Source organism: Pseudomonas sp. Marseille-QA0332, assembly GCF_054950175.1.
Genome location: NZ_CM143106.1, coordinates 42,831 through 62,629, shown reverse-complemented (window position 1 = coordinate 62,629; position 19,799 = coordinate 42,831). Strand labels below are relative to the sequence as shown.

15 protein-coding genes are annotated in these 19,799 nt (G+C 64.7%); 4 read left to right on the top strand and 11 right to left on the bottom strand.

All coding sequences use genetic code 11. The features are described 5' to 3' along the window. Positions 1-33: 33 nt before the first annotated feature. The 9 genes from ACY8GK_RS00285 to mtnA all read right to left on the bottom strand — a co-directional run bounded on the left by ACY8GK_RS00285 (position 34) and on the right by mtnA (position 12,467). On the bottom strand, positions 34-297 hold the full coding sequence (locus ACY8GK_RS00285; protein ID WP_196179659.1) for a lipopolysaccharide assembly protein LapA domain-containing protein: 264 nt from the start codon (positions 295-297) through the stop codon (positions 34-36). A gap of 20 nt (positions 298-317) precedes the next feature. Further along, the gene (gene ihfB, locus ACY8GK_RS00280) at positions 318-617 is read right to left on the bottom strand and encodes an integration host factor subunit beta (RefSeq protein WP_196179658.1); all 300 of its coding nucleotides are present in this window, start codon (positions 615-617) and stop codon (positions 318-320) included. A gap of 325 nt (positions 618-942) precedes the next feature. Beyond that, positions 943-2,619: a 30S ribosomal protein S1 gene (rpsA, locus tag ACY8GK_RS00275; protein WP_196179657.1), complete on the bottom strand. Its 1,677-nt coding sequence runs from the start codon at positions 2,617-2,619 to the stop codon at positions 943-945. Between the two features lie 125 nt (positions 2,620-2,744). Beyond that, complete coding sequence (cmk, locus tag ACY8GK_RS00270; RefSeq protein WP_196179656.1) at positions 2,745-3,431, bottom strand: (d)CMP kinase; 687 nt, start codon at positions 3,429-3,431, stop codon at positions 2,745-2,747. Further along, entirely contained in the window at positions 3,428-5,668 is a 2,241-nt protein-coding gene (locus ACY8GK_RS00265) for a bifunctional prephenate dehydrogenase/3-phosphoshikimate 1-carboxyvinyltransferase (RefSeq protein ID WP_462401978.1), read from the bottom strand. The genes cmk and ACY8GK_RS00265 overlap by 4 nt, the downstream gene beginning before the upstream one ends. A 204-nt stretch (positions 5,669-5,872) precedes the next feature. Continuing rightward, positions 5,873-6,967, bottom strand: coding sequence for a prephenate dehydratase (gene pheA / locus ACY8GK_RS00260; protein WP_462401977.1), 1,095 nt, complete (start codon positions 6,965-6,967; stop codon positions 5,873-5,875). Continuing rightward, a complete protein-coding gene (serC, locus tag ACY8GK_RS00255) occupies positions 6,967-8,052 on the bottom strand; it encodes a 3-phosphoserine/phosphohydroxythreonine transaminase (protein WP_462401976.1) in 1,086 nt (361 codons plus the stop codon). Before serC ends, pheA begins: the two co-directional genes overlap by 1 nt. Before the next feature lie 122 nt (positions 8,053-8,174). Further along, positions 8,175-10,919 (bottom strand): DNA gyrase subunit A, encoded by a 2,745-nt coding sequence (gene gyrA, locus ACY8GK_RS00250; protein WP_196179647.1) that lies wholly within the window; start codon positions 10,917-10,919, stop codon positions 8,175-8,177. A 471-nt stretch (positions 10,920-11,390) separates the two neighbouring features. Further along, positions 11,391-12,467 (bottom strand): S-methyl-5-thioribose-1-phosphate isomerase, encoded by a 1,077-nt coding sequence (gene mtnA, locus ACY8GK_RS00245; protein ID WP_462401975.1) that lies wholly within the window; start codon positions 12,465-12,467, stop codon positions 11,391-11,393. Between the two features lie 276 nt (positions 12,468-12,743). On the opposite strand from mtnA, the gene ACY8GK_RS00240 reads away from it, so the two are divergent. The 4 genes from ACY8GK_RS00240 (at position 12,744) to ACY8GK_RS00225 (ending at position 16,372) form a co-directional block, all read left to right on the top strand. After that, the gene (locus tag ACY8GK_RS00240) at positions 12,744-14,069 is read left to right on the top strand and encodes a TRZ/ATZ family hydrolase (protein WP_462401974.1); all 1,326 of its coding nucleotides are present in this window, start codon (positions 12,744-12,746) and stop codon (positions 14,067-14,069) included. A 68-nt stretch (positions 14,070-14,137) separates the two neighbouring features. Then, positions 14,138-14,836, top strand: coding sequence for a bifunctional 2-polyprenyl-6-hydroxyphenol methylase/3-demethylubiquinol 3-O-methyltransferase UbiG (gene ubiG, locus ACY8GK_RS00235; RefSeq protein ID WP_462401973.1), 699 nt, complete (start codon positions 14,138-14,140; stop codon positions 14,834-14,836). A gap of 2 nt (positions 14,837-14,838) precedes the next feature. Next, positions 14,839-15,510 (top strand): N-acetylmuramic acid 6-phosphate phosphatase MupP, encoded by a 672-nt coding sequence (gene mupP / locus ACY8GK_RS00230; RefSeq protein ID WP_196179639.1) that lies wholly within the window; start codon positions 14,839-14,841, stop codon positions 15,508-15,510. Between the two features lie 121 nt (positions 15,511-15,631). Next, positions 15,632-16,372: a YciK family oxidoreductase gene (locus ACY8GK_RS00225; RefSeq protein WP_196179637.1), complete on the top strand. Its 741-nt coding sequence runs from the start codon at positions 15,632-15,634 to the stop codon at positions 16,370-16,372. Positions 16,373-16,374: 2 nt separating this feature from the next. Here ACY8GK_RS00225 and ACY8GK_RS00220 read toward each other — a convergent pair whose 3' ends face one another. Next, positions 16,375-17,130, bottom strand: a complete 756-nt coding sequence (locus ACY8GK_RS00220) for an iron-containing redox enzyme family protein (RefSeq protein WP_230376011.1) — start codon at positions 17,128-17,130, stop codon at positions 16,375-16,377. A 59-nt stretch (positions 17,131-17,189) separates the two neighbouring features. Beyond that, on the bottom strand, positions 17,190-19,643 hold the full coding sequence (locus ACY8GK_RS00215; protein ID WP_462401972.1) for an EAL domain-containing protein: 2,454 nt from the start codon (positions 19,641-19,643) through the stop codon (positions 17,190-17,192). Positions 19,644-19,799: the final 156 nt, after the last annotated feature.

Below are 19,799 nucleotides of genomic sequence, written 5' to 3'. Positions count from 1 at the left end.
TATGCCGTCCGTTATCGAAGGAAAATTCCTACGTTACTTGCCAGCCAGCGCAGCTTCGCGGGCCGAGGCGCGAATTCGCCGCCGCGAGCGCAGCACGCCGTAGGCACCGAGCAGCGGGCCGACCGCCAGGCCGATGATCAATGCTGCCAGGACAGGTACGGCCAGCGGCAGCTGCGGCGACGACCAGCCGAAGATCACCAGGGAAACGCCCTGCTGGTTTTCCAGCACGAAGAACAGGACCACTGCGGCCAGCAGCAGGAGCAGCAGCGCCGTGATGGCGCGTTTGAGGGTATGCATCGGTGTTTTCCTTTGGGCGCCTAGCGTTGCGCTTCGTGTTCTTCTTCGTTCACGCGGTCACGCAGTTCCTTGCCGGGCTTGAAGTGTGGCACGAACTTGCCTTCGAGGCTGACAGACTGCCCGGTCTTGGGATTACGGCCAACGCGTGGCGCGCGATAGTGCAGCGAAAAACTGCCGAAACCGCGGATCTCGATACGATCACCCGTGGCCAGGCACTGTGACATCTGTTCAAGCATGGTCTTGATGGCAAGCTCGACGTCCTTGGACGAGAGCAAACCCTGATGGGTGACAATCCGTTCGATCAGCTCCGACTTCGTCATGTTTTTCCCTTCGTTATCAAGCAGCTAGATCATTGCTCAATTGTTTGTAGCACGTCATGGGAGATTTGAACAGGGTGAAGCTTGACTTCATTAAAAAATTCAAGTTTGCGCAGATTTTGGGGAACTTTAAGTTTTGGGCGCGCCGGGTGGGGCTGTGCTTCTGACGCTATCGGTGGGTTGCACGGGGCGCTCCAGTTCTGGCCCCGCAAGCACCACCGAATGGCTCGGGAAGCACGCCCCCGTAGGCGTGGGTGGCCTGGAGGACGACTTTCCAGAACCCAAAAAAAAGAGCGACCGAAGTCGCTCTTTTTCTTCCAACCAGAACTTAGTTCTGCTTGGCCATCGCTTCGCGCAGCAGCGCGGCCATGGTGGTGTCGCCAGTGCTTTCCGGAGCCGATTTCAGGCTCTGGATGGCTTCGCGCTCTTCAGCATCGTCCTTCGACTTGATGGACAGGCTGATGACGCGGCTCTTGCGATCGACGCTGATGATCTTGGCTTCGATCTCGTCGCCTTCCTTCAGGACGTTACGCGCGTCTTCAACGCGGTCACGGCTGATTTCGGAAGCCTTCAGAGTAGCTTCGATGTCGTCGGCCAAGGTAACGATGGCGCCTTTGGCGTCAACTTCCTTGACGGTACCCTTGACGATGGCACCCTTGTCGTTCAGGGACACGAAGTTGGAGAACGGATCGTCTTCCAGCTGCTTGATGCCCAGGGAGATGCGCTCGCGCTCCGGGTCGACCGACAGGATGACGGTTTCCAGCTCGTCGCCCTTCTTGAAACGACGCACGGCTTCTTCGCCAGCTTCGTTCCAGGAGATGTCGGACAGATGGACCAGGCCGTCGATGCCGCCTTCCAGACCAATGAAGATACCGAAATCGGTGATCGACTTGATGGTGCCGGAGATCTTGTCACCCTTGTTGAACTGGCCGGAGAAGTCTTCCCATGGGTTGGACTTGCACTGCTTGATGCCCAGGGAGATACGACGACGCTCTTCGTCGATGTCCAGAACCATGACTTCCACTTCGTCGCCAACCTGAACGACTTTCGACGGGTGGATGTTCTTGTTGGTCCAGTCCATTTCGGAAACGTGCACCAGGCCTTCCACGCCTTCTTCCAGCTCGGCGAAGCAGCCGTAGTCGGTCAGGTTGGTGACGCGCGCCATGACGCGGGTGCCTTCCGGGTAACGAGCCTTGATGGCAACCCATGGGTCTTCGCCCAGTTGCTTCAGACCCAGGGAAACGCGGTTACGCTCGCGATCGTACTTCAGGACCTTGACGTCGATCTCGTCGCCAACGTTGACGATCTCGGACGGATGCTTGATACGCTTCCAGGCCATGTCGGTGATGTGCAGCAGGCCATCGACGCCGCCCAGGTCCACGAAGGCACCGTAGTCGGTGAGGTTCTTGACGATACCCTTGACCTGCTGGCCTTCCTGCAGCGATTCCAGCAGCGCTTCGCGCTCGGCGCTGTTTTCGGCTTCCAGGACGCTGCGACGGGAAACGACAACGTTGTTGCGCTTCTGGTCCAGCTTGATGACCTTGAATTCCAGCTCTTTGCCTTCGAGGTGGGTGGTGTCGCGCACTGGGCGGACATCAACCAGGGAGCCTGGCAGGAACGCACGGATGCCGTTAACGTCGACAGTGAAGCCGCCCTTAACCTTACCGTTGATAACGCCCTTGACGACTTCCTCGGCGGCGAAAGCTGCTTCCAGAACAATCCAGCACTCGGCGCGCTTGGCTTTTTCACGGGACAGCTTGGTTTCGCCAAAGCCGTCTTCGACCGCGTCCAGCGCAACGTGAACTTCGTCACCGACCTTGATGGTCAGCTCGCCAGCTTCGTTGTAGAACTGCTCGAGCGGGATGACGCCCTCGGACTTCAGGCCGGCGTGCACGGTAACCCAGTCACCGTCGATGTCGACGACGATACCGGTGATGATCGCGCCTGGCTGAAGGTTGAGGTTTTTCAGGCTTTCTTCAAAGAGTTCTGCAAAGCTTTCGCTCATTTTAATTCCTGTAGATTCGGGCGAAACATACGCCCATCGGCCACACTCCAGACAATGTGGGTTTCGTTCATGTAAAGAAAGGCCGGCAGGACGTTGACTGGTGAACCTGCCTGCCTTTCTGTCGATCAGAGAAGGTCGCGCTCGGCGAGCTCGCTCCTGATCCGTTGCAACACCTGCTCGATGGACAACTCGGTGGAGTCCAGCTGGATGGCGTCGGCCGCCGGCTTGAGCGGGGCCACCGCACGCTGGGTGTCACGCTCGTCGCGCGCACGTATCTCTTCCAGCAGACTCGACAGACTAACATCTTCGCCCTTGGCCTTCAACTGCAAGTAACGGCGGCGCGCCCGCTCCTCGGCACTGGCGGTCAGGAAGACCTTCAGTGGCGCGTCGGGAAACACCACCGTGCCCATGTCGCGGCCATCGGCGATCAGCCCGGGGGCTTCGCGGAAGGCCCGCTGGCGCTGCAGCAGGGCTTCGCGCACCGCCGGCAGCGAGGCGACCATGGAGGCGCCGGCACCGACGGTCTCGGTGCGGATCACATGGCTGACGTCCTCGCCCTCGAGGATGATCTGCTGCAGCTTACCGGGTTCGGCCGCAATGAACTGCACGTCCAGATGAGCGGCGAGGGCCTTGAGCAGCTCTTCGTTGGTCAAGGCCACGCCATGATTGGTGGCGTTGAACGCCAGCAGACGATAGAGCGCGCCGGAGTCCAGCAGCCTCCAGCCCAGCTCGCGGGCCAGCAGGCCGGCCACGGTACCCTTGCCCGAACCGCTCGGCCCGTCGATGGTGATCACTGGCGCCTGGCTGTTCACGACTTGCCCTCTTCGGCCACGCGGATGCCGACTTCGGCGCACAGCGCCAGGAAGTTGGGGAACGAGGTGGCGACGTTGGCGCAGTCATGGATGCGGATCGGTGCGCTGGCGCGCAGCGAGGCCACGCTGAAGGCCATGGCGATGCGGTGGTCGCCGTGGCCATGCACCTCGCCGCCGCCGATCTGGCCGCCGTCGATGATGATGCCGTCCGGGGTCGGCTCGCACTTCACGCCCAGACTGACCAGGCCGTCGGCCATGACCTGGATGCGGTCGGATTCCTTGACCCGCAGCTCCTCGGCACCGCGCAGCACGGTGCGCCCCTCGGCGCAGGCAGCGGCGACGAACAGCACCGGGAACTCGTCGATGGCCAGCGGCACCAGCGCCTCGGGAATCTCGATGCCCTTGAGACGGGCGCCGCGCACGCGCAGGTCGGCCACCGGTTCGCCGCCGACTTCGCGCTGGTTTTCCAGGGTGATGTCGCCACCCATCAGACGCAGGATATCGATCACGCCGGTGCGGGTCGGGTTGATGCCGACGTGCTCGAGGACCAGTTCCGAGCCTTCGGCGATGGACGCGGCGACCAGGAAGAAGGCCGCCGAAGAGATGTCGGCGGGCACTTCGATGCGGGTCGCGGTGAGCTGGCCGCCAGCGCTCAGCGAGGCGACCGGGCCGTCGGAGTGCACCGGGTAGCCGAAGCCGCGCAGCATGCGTTCGGTATGGTCGCGGGTCGGCGCAGGCTCGGTGACGGTGGTGGTGCCCTCGGCGTACAGGCCGGCCAGCAGCAGACAGGATTTGACCTGGGCACTGGCCATCGGCAGTTTGTAGTCCAGGGCCTTGAGCTTCTGGCCACCCCGGATGGTCAGCGGCGGGCGGCCTTCGGGGCCGGTCTCGACCACTGCGCCCATCTCGCGCAGCGGATTGGCCACGCGGTTCATCGGGCGCTTGGACAGCGAGGCATCGCCGGTCATGGTCACGTCGAACGGCTGCGCGGCCAGCAGGCCGCAAAGCAGGCGCATGGAGGTGCCGGAGTTGCCCAGGTAAATGGGGCCGGGCGGCGGCTTGAGGCCGTGCAGGCCGACACCGTGGATGGTCACCCGGCCGTGGTGCGGGCCTTCGATGACCACGCCCATGTCGCGGAAGGCCTGCAAGGTCGCCAGGGCGTCCTCGCCTTCGAGGAAGCCTTCGACTTCGGTGGTGCCCTCGGCCAGCGAGCCGAGCATGATCGAGCGATGGGAAATCGATTTGTCGCCCGGCACACGGATCCGTCCGGACAGGCGGCCACCAGGTTGGGCCAGGAAAATCAGGTCGTTGGCGTTCATAGCGTCCACATAGGCCCGACGGGCCAGGATTTTGCTGAAATGCTCGCGGGCCACCTGGGCGCGGGTGAATACACCCAGCAACTGGTGCCCGTCCCCTGCATCGACCGCATCGCGCAAGGCGTCGAGGTCGCTGCGAAATGCATCGAGTGTGCGCAGCACGGCTTCGCGGTTGGCGAGGAAGATGTCGTGCCACATGGTTGGATCGCTGCCGGCGATCCGCGTGAAGTCACGGAAGCCTCCGGCAGCGTAGCGGAAGATTTCCAGATTTTCATCGCGCTTGGCCAACGAATCGACCAGGCCGAAGGCCAGCAGGTGCGGCAGATGGCTGGTGGCGGCCAGGACTTCGTCGTGACGCTCGACCGCCATGTGCTCGACATCGGCATCCAGCGCCCGCCACAACCGATCCACCAGGGCCAGGGCCTGCGGGTCGGTCTCGGCCAGCGGCGTGAGGATGACCTTGTGGCGTCGGAACAGCTCGGCGTTGGCTGCCTCTACCCCACTCTGCTCGGAACCGGCGATCGGGTGGCCGGGGACGAAGCGCGACAGATGCTTGCCTAGCACGCGCCGGGCGGCGCGAACCACGCTGCCCTTGCCGCTGCCGACATCGGTCAGCACGGCGCTACCCAGATCGAGCGTGGCCAGAAGGGCCAGGAGTTTTTCCATGGCCAGGATCGGTACGGCGAGCTGGATCACGTCGGCACCGACGCAGGCCAGGGCCAGATCTTGCTCGCAGCGATCGACCACGCCCAGCTCGACGGCCCGCTGCCGCGAGCGTGGGTCGAGGTCGACGCCGACCACTTCGCGGCACAAGCCGCTCTGGCGGATGCCCTTGGCGAAAGAACCGCCGATCAGGCCGAGGCCGATGACCACCAGGCGGTCGATGGGCGGGGTGGGTGTGTTCGTGACTGCATCAACCACAAGTGTGGGTCCTGTGTAGTACGGCGGGTTTTTGCGGGGTGGGTGTTTGGGGCCGCGTTGCGGCCCATCGCGGCACGGAGGCCGCTCCTACAGGTCAAGCTTGCGACGCGTTTTTTGACTGTGTACGCGATCGCCCTGTAGGAGCGGCCCCTGCGCCGCGATGGGCCGCACAGCGGCCCCAAAGCACCTCCGCCATTCAAGCGATCAAAGCACCGCCTTGGGATACGACCCCAGCACCTTGAGCCCTACCGCTTCCTGGCTGATCTGCTCCAGGACCGCCTTGATCAGCGGATCGCGATGATGCCCGACGAAATCGATGAAGAACACGTAGGTCCACTTGCCGCTGCGCGACGGCCGGGTCTCGATGCGGGTCAGGTCGATGCCGTTCTCGTGGAACGGCACCAGCAGCTCATGCAAGGCGCCGGGCTTGTTGCTCATGGAGACGATGATCGAGGTCTTGTCGTCGCCAGTCGGCGGGACTTCCTGGTTGCCGATCATCAGGAAGCGCGTCGAGTTGTCCGGACGATCCTCGATCTTCTCGGCCAGGCGCGCCAGGCCGTACAGGTTGGCGGCCATGTCGCCGGCGATCGCCGCCGAGTTCCACTCGCCCTTGACCCGCTTGGCGGCATCGGCGTTGCTGGAGACGGCCACGCGCTCGACGTTCGGGTAGTGCGAGTCCAGCCACTTGCGGCACTGGGCCAGGGACTGGGCATGGGAATAGATGCGGGTGATGTTGTCGGTCTTGGTGTTCTCGCCCACCAGCAGGTGATGGTGGATGCGCAGCTCGACTTCGCCACAGATCACCATGTCGTGCTCGAGGAAACTGTCAAGCGTGTGGCTGACCGCGCCTTCGGTGGAGTTTTCCACCGGGACCACGCCGAAGTTCACGGCGCCGGCCGCCACTTCGCGGAACACTTCGTCGATCGCCGCCATCGGCTTGCTGATCACCGCATGACCGAAGTGCTTCATCGCCGCGGCCTGGGTGAAGGTACCTTCCGGGCCAAGGTAGGCGATTTTCAGCGGCTCTTCGAGGGCCAGGCAGGAGGACATGATCTCGCGGAACAGCCGCGCCATTTCCTCGTTGCCCAGTGGGCCGCGGTTGCGCTCCATCACCCGCTTGAGCACCTGGGCCTCGCGCTCGGGCCGGTAGAACACCGGCTTCTCGCCTTCGGCCAGGGTCGCGGTCTTGACCCGTGCCACTTCCTGGGCGCAACGGGCACGCTCGCTGATCAGCTCGAGGATCTTCTCGTCGAGGCTGTCGATGCGTACACGCAGCGCCTTGAGTTCCTGGTCGGACATCAGCCGTGCTCCTTCTCGAACTCGGCCATGTAGGCCACCAGCGCTTCGACCGCGTCCAGGCCCAGCGCGTTGTAGATCGAGGCACGCATGCCGCCGACCGAGCGATGACCCTTGAGGTTGAGCAGGCCGCGGGCGTCGGCGCCGGCCAGGAAGGCCTTGTCCAGGCGCTCGTCGGCCAGGCGGAACGGTACGTTCATCCAGGAGCGGGCATTGGCGCTGATGGGGTTGCTGTAGAACTCGCTGGCATCGATGAAGCCGTACAGGCGGTCCTTCTTGGCACGGTTGCGCTGCTCCATGGCCTCGACCCCGCCCTGCTCCTTGAGCCACTCGAAGACCAGCCCGGAAAGGTACCAGGAGTAGGTCGCCGGGGTGTTGTACATCGAGCCGTTGTCGGCGGAGATCTTGTAGTCGAGCATGGTCGGGCAGCTGCTGCGGGCGTGGCCGAGCAGGTCCTCGCGGACGATCACCACCACCAGGCCGCTGGGGCCGATGTTCTTCTGCGCGCCGGCGTAGATCAGGCCGTACTGCGAGACGTCGATCGGCCGCGAGAGAATGTCGGAAGACATGTCCACCACCAGCGGCACGTCATCGGTCTGGGGCGTCCAGTCGAACTGCAGGCCACCGATGGTCTCGTTGGAGGCGTAGTGGAGGTAGGCGGCGTTCTTGCTCAGTTGCCACTCGTTCTGCCCGGGGATGGCCAGGTAGTCGTAGGGCTTGGCGCTGGCGGCGACGTTGACGTGGCCGAAGCGGCGCGCCTCGTCGATGGCCTTCTTCGACCAGATGCCGGTCTCGACGTAGTCGGCCGTGCCGCCTTCAGGCAGCAGGTTCAACGGGATCTCGGCGAACTGCTGGCTGGCGCCGCCCTGAAGGAACAGCACCTTGTAGTTGTTCGGGATCGAGAGCAGATCGCGCAGGTCCTGCTCAGCCTTGGTGGCGATGGCCACGTAGTCGTCGCTGCGATGGCTCATTTCCATCACCGACAGGCCCTTGCCCTGCCAGTCCAGCATTTCGGCCTGGGCACGCTGCAGTACCGCGTCGGGAAGCGCGGCAGGGCCTGCGCAGAAGTTAAAGGCTCGTTTGCTCACATCCACTCTCGCTCTGCCTAAAGGGAACACATCTTGATTCGTAGCGCCTGATCCGGTTACCGGCGCCGCGATGGGTGTGGGCAGGAGCGGCCGCCTGTACCCGCACTCATCGCGCCCCGTTTCTACTCTTGCGGGGCCGCTTCGGCCACTGCGCCGTCGTCGGTGCCTTGCTCGTCGAGTTCGATCAGCTCGTCGAGCTCTTCGTCCGAAGGCTCCTGGATCCGCTCCAGACCCACCAGGGTTTCGTCGCTGGCCAGCTTGATCAGGGTCACGCCCTGGGTGTTGCGACCCAGGCTGGAGACTTCGCCGACCCGTGTGCGCACCAGGGTCCCCTGGTCGGAAATCAGCATGATCTCCTCGCCTGCCTGCACCTGGATGGCGCCGATCAGGTTGCCGTTGCGACCCTTGGTGCCCATGGCGATCACGCCCTGGCCGCCACGACCGCGACGCGGAAACTTGGACAGCGGGGTGCGCTTGCCGAAGCCGCGCTCGGAGGCGGTGAGGATCTGCGCGCCGGACTCGGGGATCAGCATCGAGATCACCTGCTGGCCCTTGCCCAGCTTCATGCCGCGCACGCCACGAGCGGTACGGCCCATCTCGCGGACCACGCTCTCGGCGAAGCGGATCACCTTGCCGGCGCTGGAGAACAGCATGACTTCCTTGGCGCCGTCGGTGATCGCCGCGGCGATCAGGGTGTCGCCTTCCTTGAGCTTGAGAGCGATCAGGCCGCTGCTGCGCGGGCGGGCGAACTGGGCCAGCGGGGTCTTCTTGACGGTACCGGAAGCGGTGGCCATGAAAATGTAGGCGCCGGTCGGCTCGGCGACCCACTCCGGGGTATCGCCTTCTTCCTCGTCGATTTCCTCGGCTTCCACCACTTCGCCTTCGATCACCGCGTCATCGGCGTCGTCGAGCAGTTCGTCGGCATCGGCGCTCTGCTGCAGGGCCTCGAGGTCGATCTGCAGCATGGCGGTGATACGCTCACCCTCTTCCAGCGGCAGCAGGTTGACCAGCGGACGGCCCCGCGCGGCGCGCGATGCCTCGGGGATTTCGTAGGTCTTGAGCCAGTACACCTTGCCCTTGCTGGAGAACAGCAACAAGGTGGCGTGGCTGTTGGCGACCAGCAGGTGCTCGATGTAGTCCTCGTCCTTCACCCCGGTCGCCGACTTGCCCTTGCCGCCGCGACGCTGCGCCTGGTAGGCGGCCAGCGGCTGGGTCTTGGCATAGCCGCCGTGGGAAATGGTCACCACGCGCTCTTCCTCGGGGATCATGTCGCCCAGGCTGAGATCGTGGCGGGCGTCGAGGATCTCGGTGCGGCGCACGTCGCCGTACTCGGCGCGAATGGCTTCGAGCTCTTCGCGGATCACTTCCATCAGCCGCTCGGCGCTGTTGAGGATGCGGATCAGCTCGCCGATCTGTTCGAGGATCTCCTGGTACTCGGCCAGCAGCTTCTCGTGCTCCAGGCCGGTCAGGCGGTGCAGGCGCAGCTCGAGAATGGCCTGGGCCTGTTCCGGCGACAGGTAGTAGCGGCCGTCACGCAGGCCGTACTGCGGGTCGAGGTTTTCCGGACGGCAGGAGTCGGCGCCGGCGCGCTCGACCATCACCTGCACGGCGCTGGACTCCCACGGCGTGCCGATCAGCGCTTCCTTGGCTTCCGACGGCGTCGGCGAGGCCTTGATCAGGGCGATCACCGGATCGATGTTGGACAGCGCCACCGCCTGGCCTTCGAGGATGTGGCCGCGCTCGCGAGCCTTGCGCAGTTCGAACACGGTGCGCCGGGTCACGACCTCGCGACGGTGGCGGACGAAGGCCTCGAGCAGGTCCTTGAGGTTGAGCAGGCGCGGACGGCCGTCGATCAGCGCGACGATGTTGATGCCGAACACGCTTTGCAGCTGGGTCTGGGCGTACAGGTTGTTGAGCACCACGTCCGGCACTTCGCCGCGCCGCAGCTCGATGACGATGCGCATGCCGTCCTTGTCGGACTCGTCGCGCAGCTCGGTGATGCCCTCGAGCTTCTTCTCCTTGACCAGCTCGGCGATCTTCTCGATCAGCCGCGCTTTGTTCAGCTGGTAGGGCAGTTCGGTGATGACGATCTGCTGGCGGCCGCCGACCTTGTCGATGTCCTCGATCTCGGAGCGAGCGCGCATGTAGATGCGACCACGGCCGGTGCGATAGGCCTCGATGATGCCCTGGCGACCATTGATCAGGCCCGCGGTGGGGAAGTCCGGGCCCGGGATGAACTGCATCAGTTCGTCGACCGTGACCTCTGGATTGTCGATCAGCGCCAGGCAGCCGTCGATCACTTCGCCAAGGTTATGCGGCGGGATGTTGGTGGCCATGCCCACGGCGATGCCGCTGGAACCGTTGACCAGCAGGTTGGGGATACGGGTCGGCATGACCGCCGGGATCTGCTCGGTGCCATCGTAGTTGGGCACCCAGTCGACGGTTTCCTTGTGCAGGTCCGACAGCAGCTCGTGGGCCAGCTTGGCCATGCGCACTTCGGTGTATCGCATCGCCGCGGCGTTGTCGCCGTCGACCGAACCGAAGTTGCCTTGGCCATCGACCAGCATGTAGCGCAGCGAGAACGGCTGCGCCATGCGCACGATGGTGTCGTAGACGGCGGTATCGCCGTGCGGGTGGTACTTACCGATCACGTCACCGACCACACGGGCGGACTTCTTGTACGGTTTGTTCCAATCGTTGCCCAGTTCGCTCATCGCATACAGAACGCGGCGATGCACGGGCTTCAAGCCATCACGCGCATCGGGCAGTGCCCGCCCGACAATGACGCTCATCGCGTAGTCGAGGTAAGACTGTCTCAGTTCATCTTCGATATTGACCGGGAGGATTTCTTTGGCCAGTTCGCCCATGAGAAGCCTGATTCCTTTTTCTGGTGAAACCCCGTCGCCCCGATGGGACGCACGAAGCTCGCCGCCGCAGCGCACGAAGGGGTGCGACGACATACGACAAATCAATGAGTTGAGCCACGGATCTGCGCAGTGAAGGCCGCATCAAGGAGCGGCCTTGGAAACTGTCGAATGGTATCACAGACGGCGGGGTGTTGGGAGGGTTTCAAGGTCGTGGCGGGGCTGTGACGGAGCGGCCGCGAGGGCTTGAGCTGCGCCGTGCCGCGACGGGTGCATGTGGGAACGACCGGCATGCCGCGATGAGCCGCATGACGGCCGGCCCAGGCTCTTTACGAAAAGTGCCTGCGCGACGATCAGGCTACGTTGCAAACAGGCTCGGATGCTCATTTACGACCAGTGAACTGCGCCTGCTCGCCTGTTTTGGCCTTGCCTGATCGCCGCTCGGCGACTTTTCGTATGAAAGCCTAGACCTGCTCAATGCAACCGCTTGCGGCACATCAACGCGGCGAGCTTCGCCGTATCGGGCCGTTCGACCACGCCCTTCTCGGTCACGATCACGTCAATCAGGTCCGCCGGGGTGATGTCGAACACCGGATTGCAGGCTTGTACGCCATCCACCACGCGGCTGCCGCCAACGTCCAGCACCTCGTTCTCGGCGCGCTCCTCGAGCTCGATGCCTTCGCCGCTGTCCACGTTCAGGTCGATGGTCGAGCTGGGCGCCACGACCATGAAACGCACCCCGTGGTGCATCGCCAGCACGGCCAGCTGGTAGGTGCCGATCTTGCCGGCCACATCGCCGTTGGCCGCGATGTATTCGGCGCCGACCACCACCCAGGTGATGCCCTTGGTCTTCATCAGGTGGGCGGCGGCGGAGTCGGCGCTGACCACCACCGGCACGTGCTCGCCGGCCAGTTCCCAGGCGGTGAGACGCGAGCCATGCAGCCAGGGCAGGGTCTCGCTGACGTAGACCCGCTCGAGCATGCCTTCGAGGTGGGCGCCACGGATCACCCCGAGCGCGGTGCCGAAGCCGCCGGTGGCCAGGGCGCCGGCGTTGCCGTGGGTCAGCAGCACCTGCTCGCTGCCCTGCTGGCGGCGGATCAGCTCGACGCCATGCTGGGCCATGGTCAGGTTGGCTTCGCGGTCGCTCTGGTGGATGGCGATGGCCTCGGCCTCCATCGCCGCCAGCACATCCTCCTCCGGGCGCAGGCGCAGCAGGCGGGTACGCATGCGGGTCAACGCCCAGAACAGGTTGGCCGGGGTCGGTCGCGCCTCGGCCAGGCACATGAAGTCCTCTTCCAGCGCCTGCTCCCAGTCACCGCCTTCGGCCAGTCGGCGACGCAGTGCCAGCAACAGGCCGTAGGCGGCACTGATGCCGATGGCCGGCGCGCCGCGCACCACCATGTCGCGAATGGCCTGGGCCACGCTCTCGACATCCGCGCACACCACCCAGGACTCGCGAGCGGGCAGCAGGCGCTGGTCGAGCAGGTGCAGGACGCCATCACGCCATTGGATGCTTCGCACCTTCTCTGCCGCCAACAGTTGCTCGCGCATCGCTTCTCCCCGTGTTCCGGAATGCAAAAGCCGGCGATTATAGCGACCCTCAGCCTCAGGCGCTCGGGTATACTGCGTTTCACGCCACCAGGCTTTGTATGAAAAGTCGCCGAGCGGCGGTCAGGCAAGGCGAAAACAGGCGAGCAACGGCCGGGGTCGCGCTCGACTTCACTGGTTGTAAATGAGCATTCCGAGCCTGTTTGCAACGTAGCCTGATCGTCGCGCAGGCACTTTTCGTACAAAGTCTAATAGACCCAAAGACCAGGTAGCTCGCGCATGCCCAATGCCTCCCCTCCCCTCGACCTGCTGCTGTTGCCCGACTGGCTGGTGCCGGTCGAACCGGCCGGCGTGGTGTTGCAGGGACATGGGCTGGGCCTGCGTGGCGACTGCATCGACTGGATCGGGCCGCGCGAGCAGGCGCCGGCCGCCCTCGAGGTGCGCGAGCTGCCAGGCTGCCTGCTGGCGCCCGGCCTGATCAACGCCCATGGCCACGCGGCGATGACGCTGTTTAGAGGGCTGGCCGACGATCTGCCGCTGATGACCTGGCTGAAGCAACACATCTGGCCGGCCGAGGCGCGCTGGGTCGACGAAGCGTTCGTGCGCGACGGCACCGAGCTGGCCATCGCCGAGCAGCTCAAGGGCGGTATCACCTGCTTCGCCGACATGTACTTCTTCCCCCGCGAGGCCTGCGACAGCATCCACCGCAGCGGCATGCGCGCGCAGGTCGCGGTACCGCTGCTGGACTTTCCCATCCCTGGCGCGCGGACGCTCGACGAGAGCCTGAACCTGGCCGTCGAGCTGTTCGGCGACCTGCGCCACCATCCGCGCATCGGCATCGCCCTGGGCCCGCATGCGCCCTACACGGTAGGCGACGAGAGCCTGGAAAAGATCCGGGTGATCGCCGACCAGTTGGACGCGCCGCTGCAGATGCACCTGCACGAGACCGCCGACGAAGTCGAGCAGTCGCTGGCCGAGCGCGGCGAGCGCCCAATGGCCCGGCTGGCACGCCTGGGCCTGCTCGGTCCGCGCCTGCAGGCGGTGCATGTGACCCAGGTCAGCGACGATGACCTGGCCCTTTTGGTAGAGAGCAATACCAGCGTGGTGCACTGCCCCGAGTCCAACCTCAAGCTGGCCAGCGGCTTCTGCCCGGTGGAACGCCTGTGGCAGGCCGGGGTCAACGTGGCCATAGGTACCGATGGCGCGGCCAGCAACAACGACCTGGACCTGCTCGGCGAAACCCGTACCGCCGCGCTCCTGGCCAAGGCGGTCGCCGGCTCGGCCACGGCCCTGGACGCCCACCGCGCCTTGCGCATGGCCACGCTCAATGGCGCGAGGGCGCTGGGCCTGGACGGCATCACCGGCTCGCTGGAGCGCGGCAAGGCGGCCGACCTGGTGGTCTTCGACCTCTCCGGGCTGGCCCAGCAGCCGGTCCACGACCCGGTCTCGCAGCTGATCTATGCCACCGGGCGTGATCGTGTCCGCCACGTCTGGGTGGCGGGCCGGCAATTGCTCGAGGACGGTCGCCTGCTGCGCATGGACGAAGCCGCCCTGATCGACAGCGCCCGCGCCTGGGGCGCGAGGATCGGCGGACGCGACCAATGAATGATCGGCTGGCAGCCGCGGCTGCCAGCCCGTGCCACCTATTTACCGAAGTTTCAGAGGATTGTTCCATGAGCAACGTCGATCACGCCGAAATCGCCAAATTCGAGGCCCTGGCCCATCGCTGGTGGGACCGCGAAAGCGAGTTCAAGCCGCTGCACGACATCAACCCGCTGCGGGTCAACTGGATCGACGAGCGTGTCGGCCTGGCCGGCAAGCAGGTCCTGGACGTCGGCTGCGGTGGCGGCATCCTCAGCGAGGCCATGGCCTTGCGCGGCGCCAGCGTCACCGGCATCGACATGGGCGAGGCGCCGCTGGCGGTCGCGCGCTTGCACCAGCTCGAATCCGGCGTGCAAGTCGAGTACCGCCAGGTGACGGCCGAGGCCCTGGCCGCGGAAATGCCCGGCCAGTTCGACGTGGTCACCTGCCTGGAGATGCTCGAGCACGTGCCAGACCCGTCCTCGGTGATCCGTGCCTGCCAGCGCCTGGTCAAGCCGGGCGGCCAGGTGTTCTTCTCGACCATCAACCGCAACCCCAAGGCTTACCTGTTCGCGATCATCGGCGCCGAGTACGTCATGAAGCTGCTGCCGCGTGGCACGCACGACTTCAAGAAGTTCATCCGGCCATCCGAGCTGGGAGTCTGGAGCCGCGATGCCGGCCTGCAGGTCAAGGACATCATCGGCCTGACCTACAACCCGCTGACCAAGCACTACAAGCTCACCAGCGACGTGGACGTCAACTACATGGTCCAGACCTTGCGCGAGGAGTGAGCATGCGCCTGCGAGCAGTACTATTCGACATGGACGGCACCTTGCTCGACACGGCGCCGGACTTCATCGCCATCTGCCAGGCGATGCTCGCCGACCGTGGCCTGCCAGCGGTCGACGACTCGCTGATCCGCGGGGTGATCTCCGGTGGGGCGCGGGCGATGGTGGCGAGCACCTTCGGCATGCACCCGGACGCGGAAGGCTTCGAGGCCCTGCGCCTGGAATTCCTCGAGCGCTACCAGCGCGATTGCGCCGTGCATACCCGGCTGTTCGATGGCATGGAGCGTCTGCTGGCCGACATCGAGCACGGCAAGCTGCCGTGGGGCGTGGTGACCAACAAGCCGGTGCGCTTCGCCGAACCGATCATGCAGCGCCTGGGCCTGGCCGAGCGCTCGGCGCTGCTGGTGTGCCCGGACCACGTGAAGAACAGCAAGCCCGACCCCGAGCCGCTGATCCTCGCCTGCAAGACCCTGCAGCTGGACCCGGCCAGCGTGCTGTTCGTCGGCGACGACCTGCGCGACATCGAGTCCGGCCGCGCCGCCGGCACCCGCACGGCGGCGGTGCGCTACGGTTACATCCATCCGCAGGACAATCCCGACAACTGGGGCGCCGACGTGGTGGTGGACCAGCCGCTGGACCTGCGCCGAGTGATCGACAGTGCATTGTGTGGGTGCTGAGAGGTAATGTTCGAGAGGGCTGCCATTGGCGGCAGCCCTGGTTTCCTGAGTGGTTGACTGGTCTTCGGCCCGCTTTGGGCCCCCAAGGCCAGCCAGCCACCGATTTTCGAGGACAGACGACATGTTCGACTACACCGCTCGCCCCGACCTGCTCAAGGGTCGGGTGATCCTGGTCACCGGCGCCGGTCGCGGCATCGGCGCAGCGGCGGCCAGGGCCTACGCGGCGCATGGCGCCACCGTGCTGCTGCTGGGCAAGACCGAGGCCAACCTCAACCAGGTCTACGACCAGATCGAGGCGGATGGCCACGCGCAGCCGGTGGTCATCCCGTTCAACCTGGAGACGGCCCAGTCGCATCATTACAACGAACTGGCGGCGATGATCGAGGAGCAGTTCGGCCGGCTGGATGGCCTGCTCAACAACGCCTCGATCATCGGCCCGCGCACGCCGCAGGAGCAGTTGTCAGGCGAGGACTTCATGCGCGTGATGCACATCAACGTCAACGCGACGTTCATGCTCACCAGCACCCTGCTGCCTTTGCTCAAGCTGTCCGAGGATGCCTCGGTGGTATTCACCTCCAGCAGCGTCGGCCGCAAGGGCCGCGCCCACTGGGGCGCCTATGGCGTGTCGAAGTTCGCCACCGAGGGCTTGATGCAGACGCTCGCCGACGAACTCGAAGGCGTCGCCCCGGTACGCTCGAACAGCATCAACCCAGGCGCCACCCGAACCTCCATGCGCGCCCAGGCCTACCCTGCCGAGAACCCCCAGGACAACCCGCTGCCCGAACAGATCATGCCGGTCTACCTGTACCTGATGGGTCCCGACAGCAGCGGCATCAACGGCCAGGCGTTCAACGCCCAGTAGTTTCAGCTGGCCACCAGGGCGGCCGGGCGGACACGCTCGCCCTGGCGCTGCTCGAGCTGCATGCAGCGTTCCAGGAACAGGAACATGCAGTCGTAGCTTTTGCAGATGGCCTTGCGCAGCTCGTCGCACAGCGCCTGCGAGGGATGCTCGCCGGCCAGGGTGCAGATGATCTCCAGCGCTTCCCATGGATGGGTGTCGTCATAATGGGCATGCATCTTCAGCCACTTCATCGCGCGCTTGCGCCCTTGCTCAGGGAAGGCCTGAGCGTAGGTGTCGGTGGAGCAGACCACCGCCGACCATTCGCCGGTCGCCCCTTCGATGGCGTAGTTGGTCGCGGCCACCGCCACCACCAGCGATTCGGTGGTACAGACCCGCCAGCACCAGTCATTCAGCGCATTGAGCTCCAGCGGCACGTCTTGCGCCTGCAGGTCGGCCAGGCTGACGCCGTGGGCCTGGCACCAGTGCAACCAGTAGTCGGCATGGTTGAGTTCGACGCGAATGTTGCGCATCAGCCAGCGGCGCGCCATATCCTCCCCAGGATGGCGGGCGTAGCGGGTCTTGGTCAGGTTGTGGGCCATGTACAACGAGAACTGCTCGACCACCGGCCAGCCACCGATCAGGTACTGACGGATGGTCGCGGGCTTGAGGCGATTGTCGCGCAAGCGCTGGTAGAACTCGTGTTCGACCACGCGGCGCTTGCTTTCATGGCAGTCCTCGAGTAGTCGCTGGGCCCAGGCGGGATAACTGGTCGGGTCCATCAACGGCCCGACTCGGACGAATGCATCTTTCACTATCAGCTCCTTGGTTCCTTGTGGTGTCAACGAAAAGTCCCTGGTGCTCTCTGCAACAAGGATCGCGCGGCAGCCCGTTGACGGTGCAGGCTGGCACAGGTGAACACCTGTGGCCGCTCGATCAGGTAACCCTGTGCGTAATCCACGCCGATCTCCTGCAGTGCCTGCTCGATCAGCGGTGTCTCGACGAATTCGGCGATGGTGCGCTTGCCCATCACATGCCCGATATGGTTGATCACCTCGACCATGGCCCGGTTGACCGGGTCGTCCAGCATGTCCTTGACGAAGCTGCCGTCGATCTTCAGGAAGTCCACCGGCAGGTGCTTGAGGTAGCCGAACGAGGACATGCCGGCGCAGAAATCGTCCAGGGAAAACTTGCATCCCAGCCCCTTGAGCTGGTTGATGAAGCGGATGGCACTGCCGAGGTTGGCGATCGCGCTGGTCTCGGTGATCTCGAAGCAGATCATCCGCGCGGGGATCCTGAACTCGCTGAATTGCCGCTCCAGGTAGTCGAGGAACTTGTCATCGCCAATGCTGGTGCCGGAGAGATTAATGGCACACATGGCCAGGTCTTCATGACCTTCATCAAGGCACTGGCGAATAGTCTGGAACACCCGGCGCACCACCCAGCGGTCCAGGGCAGTCATCAAGCCGTAGCGCTCGGCCGCTGGGATGAAGTTGCCCGGCATCACGGTTCGCCCGTTCTCGTCCTCCAGGCGCAGCAGGATCTCCACATGGCTGCCGCCGAGGTTCGGGCCGAGCGGGGCGATCTCCTGGGCATAAAGGCACAGGCGCTCTTCTTCGAGAGCAACGTGAAGGCGCTGAATCCAGGCCATCTCACCGAAGCGGTTGGACAGCTCGCTGTCGTCGGCATGATAGACCTGCACGCGGTTGCGGCCCTTCTCCTTGGCCATGTAGCATGCCATGTCGGCGGCTCGCAGGGACGATTCGAGGGTGTTGGGGCCTTGCACGATATGCACCAGGCCGACGCTGACCGTGGTGATGAATGGCCGACCCTTCCAGATGAACGGCAGGTTCTGCACCGACTGGCGCAGGTACTCGGCGATCTTCTCGGCCTGCTCCGGCGGGCAGTTCTCCAGCAGCACGCCGAATTCGTCGCCGCCCAGGCGCGCCAGCGTGTCGCCTTCGCGCAGCCCGGCCTGCAGCACCGCGCAGATATGCCGCAGCAGCTCGTCGCCGGCGGCATGGCCACAGGTGTCGTTGACCACCTTGAACTGGTCCAAGTCGAGGAACATCAAGGTGCACTTGCCCGGCGCGCGCGCCAGTGCATTGAGGGCCAGCTCCAGGCGGTATTCGAACTCGCGGCGGTTGGCCAGGCCCGTCAGAGCATCGTGGGTCGCCTGCCAGGACAGGTTGGCGATGTACTGCCGCTCCTGGGTCATGTCGTGCAGCACCAGGACGATGCCGCTGACCTGCCCGTCGGTGAGGATTGGCGAGCCGACCAGGTTGACCGAAACGGTACTGCCATCCAGACGCTGGATCAGCCGGGTATGCTCGGTCCCGCCCTTGAGGTTGCCTTGCAGCACCTGATCCACCAGGTTCTGATTGCCATCGGCGGACTGTTCGTCGAGCAGGCTGAACAATGCCGCGAGCGGCAGGCCGCCGGCATGTTCGGCGTTCCAGTGGGTGAGCTGCTCGGCGGCGGGGTTCATGTAGGCGATGTTGCCCGCCACGTCGGTGGTGATGACCGCGTCGCCGATCGACTCTAGGGTGATCTGGGCGCGCTCCTTTTCCTGCTGCAAGGCGTCGGCGAAGGCCTGGCGCTGCGACAGCAGGCGCGCCGATCGGCGCCAGGCGATGGCGATGAGGAAGATCGCGGTCACCAGGTTTATGATCAGCAACGCCTCGAGCAACTTGCGCGACCCGGCACCGAGCGCATCGCTGAAGGCCCTGGCCGAAGGGGTCACGTATTCGTTGATCCGCGCGATGCGCGACTTCCAGGCAGCGACCTGCGCGGCATCGGCCTGCCCCTCGGCGAACACCTCCTGCATCTGCTCGGCCAGCAGGTCCAGCTCGGCCAGGTAGATGTCGCCCATGGCCCAGCGATCCACGGCGCGCTCCATGTAGCTGATGTGGCGGAAGTTGCGGTAGAACCAGACGACCCGGTTGACGTCGTCGGGATGGTTGCCGCCTTGCAGGAAGCCCTGGCGGGCGGCCTCCAGGTCCGGCGTCGGCAGGTCCAGCGCCTTGCGCAGCTCATGCCCGCCCCAGGGCACGGCGATGGCCTGGCGATAGTGCTCGAGGATCTGCGGATCCTGGCTTTCGGCGTAGAGGTTGAGGTAGTAGATGGCATCCTTCTGGCCCTTGGACCATAGGCTTTCCCCGGCCACGTACGCACGCACCGCCGAAAGGGCATAGAGGCTCAGGCTCCCCAACAAGACCTGAAATGCCACAACGGCGACGAACGGCAGGATGATACCCAGCAGTTTCGGCGCCTCGAGAGTCCTGTTTCCCTTCATGTGTTTCCTGTTATGCCGGCAAGTAGGGCTTCTGCGAGCCCGAACAAAGCACAGCGTAGGCGATTTGCCATGAGGCATGAGGGTTTTTATCGATGGGAGGACCAGCCGGCTGTCCGGATGCCATCATGGATGGGAATCGAAGGGTGTCCAGCGCTG

Coding starts and splice junctions, on each gene's coding strand:
- ACY8GK_RS00285 (WP_196179659.1), bottom strand. CDS start 297: ATGCATACCCTCAAACGCGCCATCACGGCGCTGCTGCTCCTGCTGCTG.
- ihfB (WP_196179658.1), bottom strand. CDS start 617: ATGACGAAGTCGGAGCTGATCGAACGGATTGTCACCCATCAGGGTTTG.
- rpsA (WP_196179657.1), bottom strand. CDS start 2,619: ATGAGCGAAAGCTTTGCAGAACTCTTTGAAGAAAGCCTGAAAAACCTC.
- pheA (WP_462401977.1), bottom strand. CDS start 6,967: ATGTCCGACCAGGAACTCAAGGCGCTGCGTGTACGCATCGACAGCCTC.
- gyrA (WP_196179647.1), bottom strand. CDS start 10,919: ATGGGCGAACTGGCCAAAGAAATCCTCCCGGTCAATATCGAAGATGAA.
- mtnA (WP_462401975.1), bottom strand. CDS start 12,467: ATGCGCGAGCAACTGTTGGCGGCAGAGAAGGTGCGAAGCATCCAATGG.
- ACY8GK_RS00240 (WP_462401974.1), top strand. CDS start 12,744: ATGCCCAATGCCTCCCCTCCCCTCGACCTGCTGCTGTTGCCCGACTGG.
- ubiG (WP_462401973.1), top strand. CDS start 14,138: ATGAGCAACGTCGATCACGCCGAAATCGCCAAATTCGAGGCCCTGGCC.
- mupP (WP_196179639.1), top strand. CDS start 14,839: ATGCGCCTGCGAGCAGTACTATTCGACATGGACGGCACCTTGCTCGAC.
- ACY8GK_RS00225 (WP_196179637.1), top strand. CDS start 15,632: ATGTTCGACTACACCGCTCGCCCCGACCTGCTCAAGGGTCGGGTGATC.
- ACY8GK_RS00220 (WP_230376011.1), bottom strand. CDS start 17,130: ATGGACCCGACCAGTTATCCCGCCTGGGCCCAGCGACTACTCGAGGAC.
- ACY8GK_RS00215 (WP_462401972.1), bottom strand. CDS start 19,643: ATGAAGGGAAACAGGACTCTCGAGGCGCCGAAACTGCTGGGTATCATC.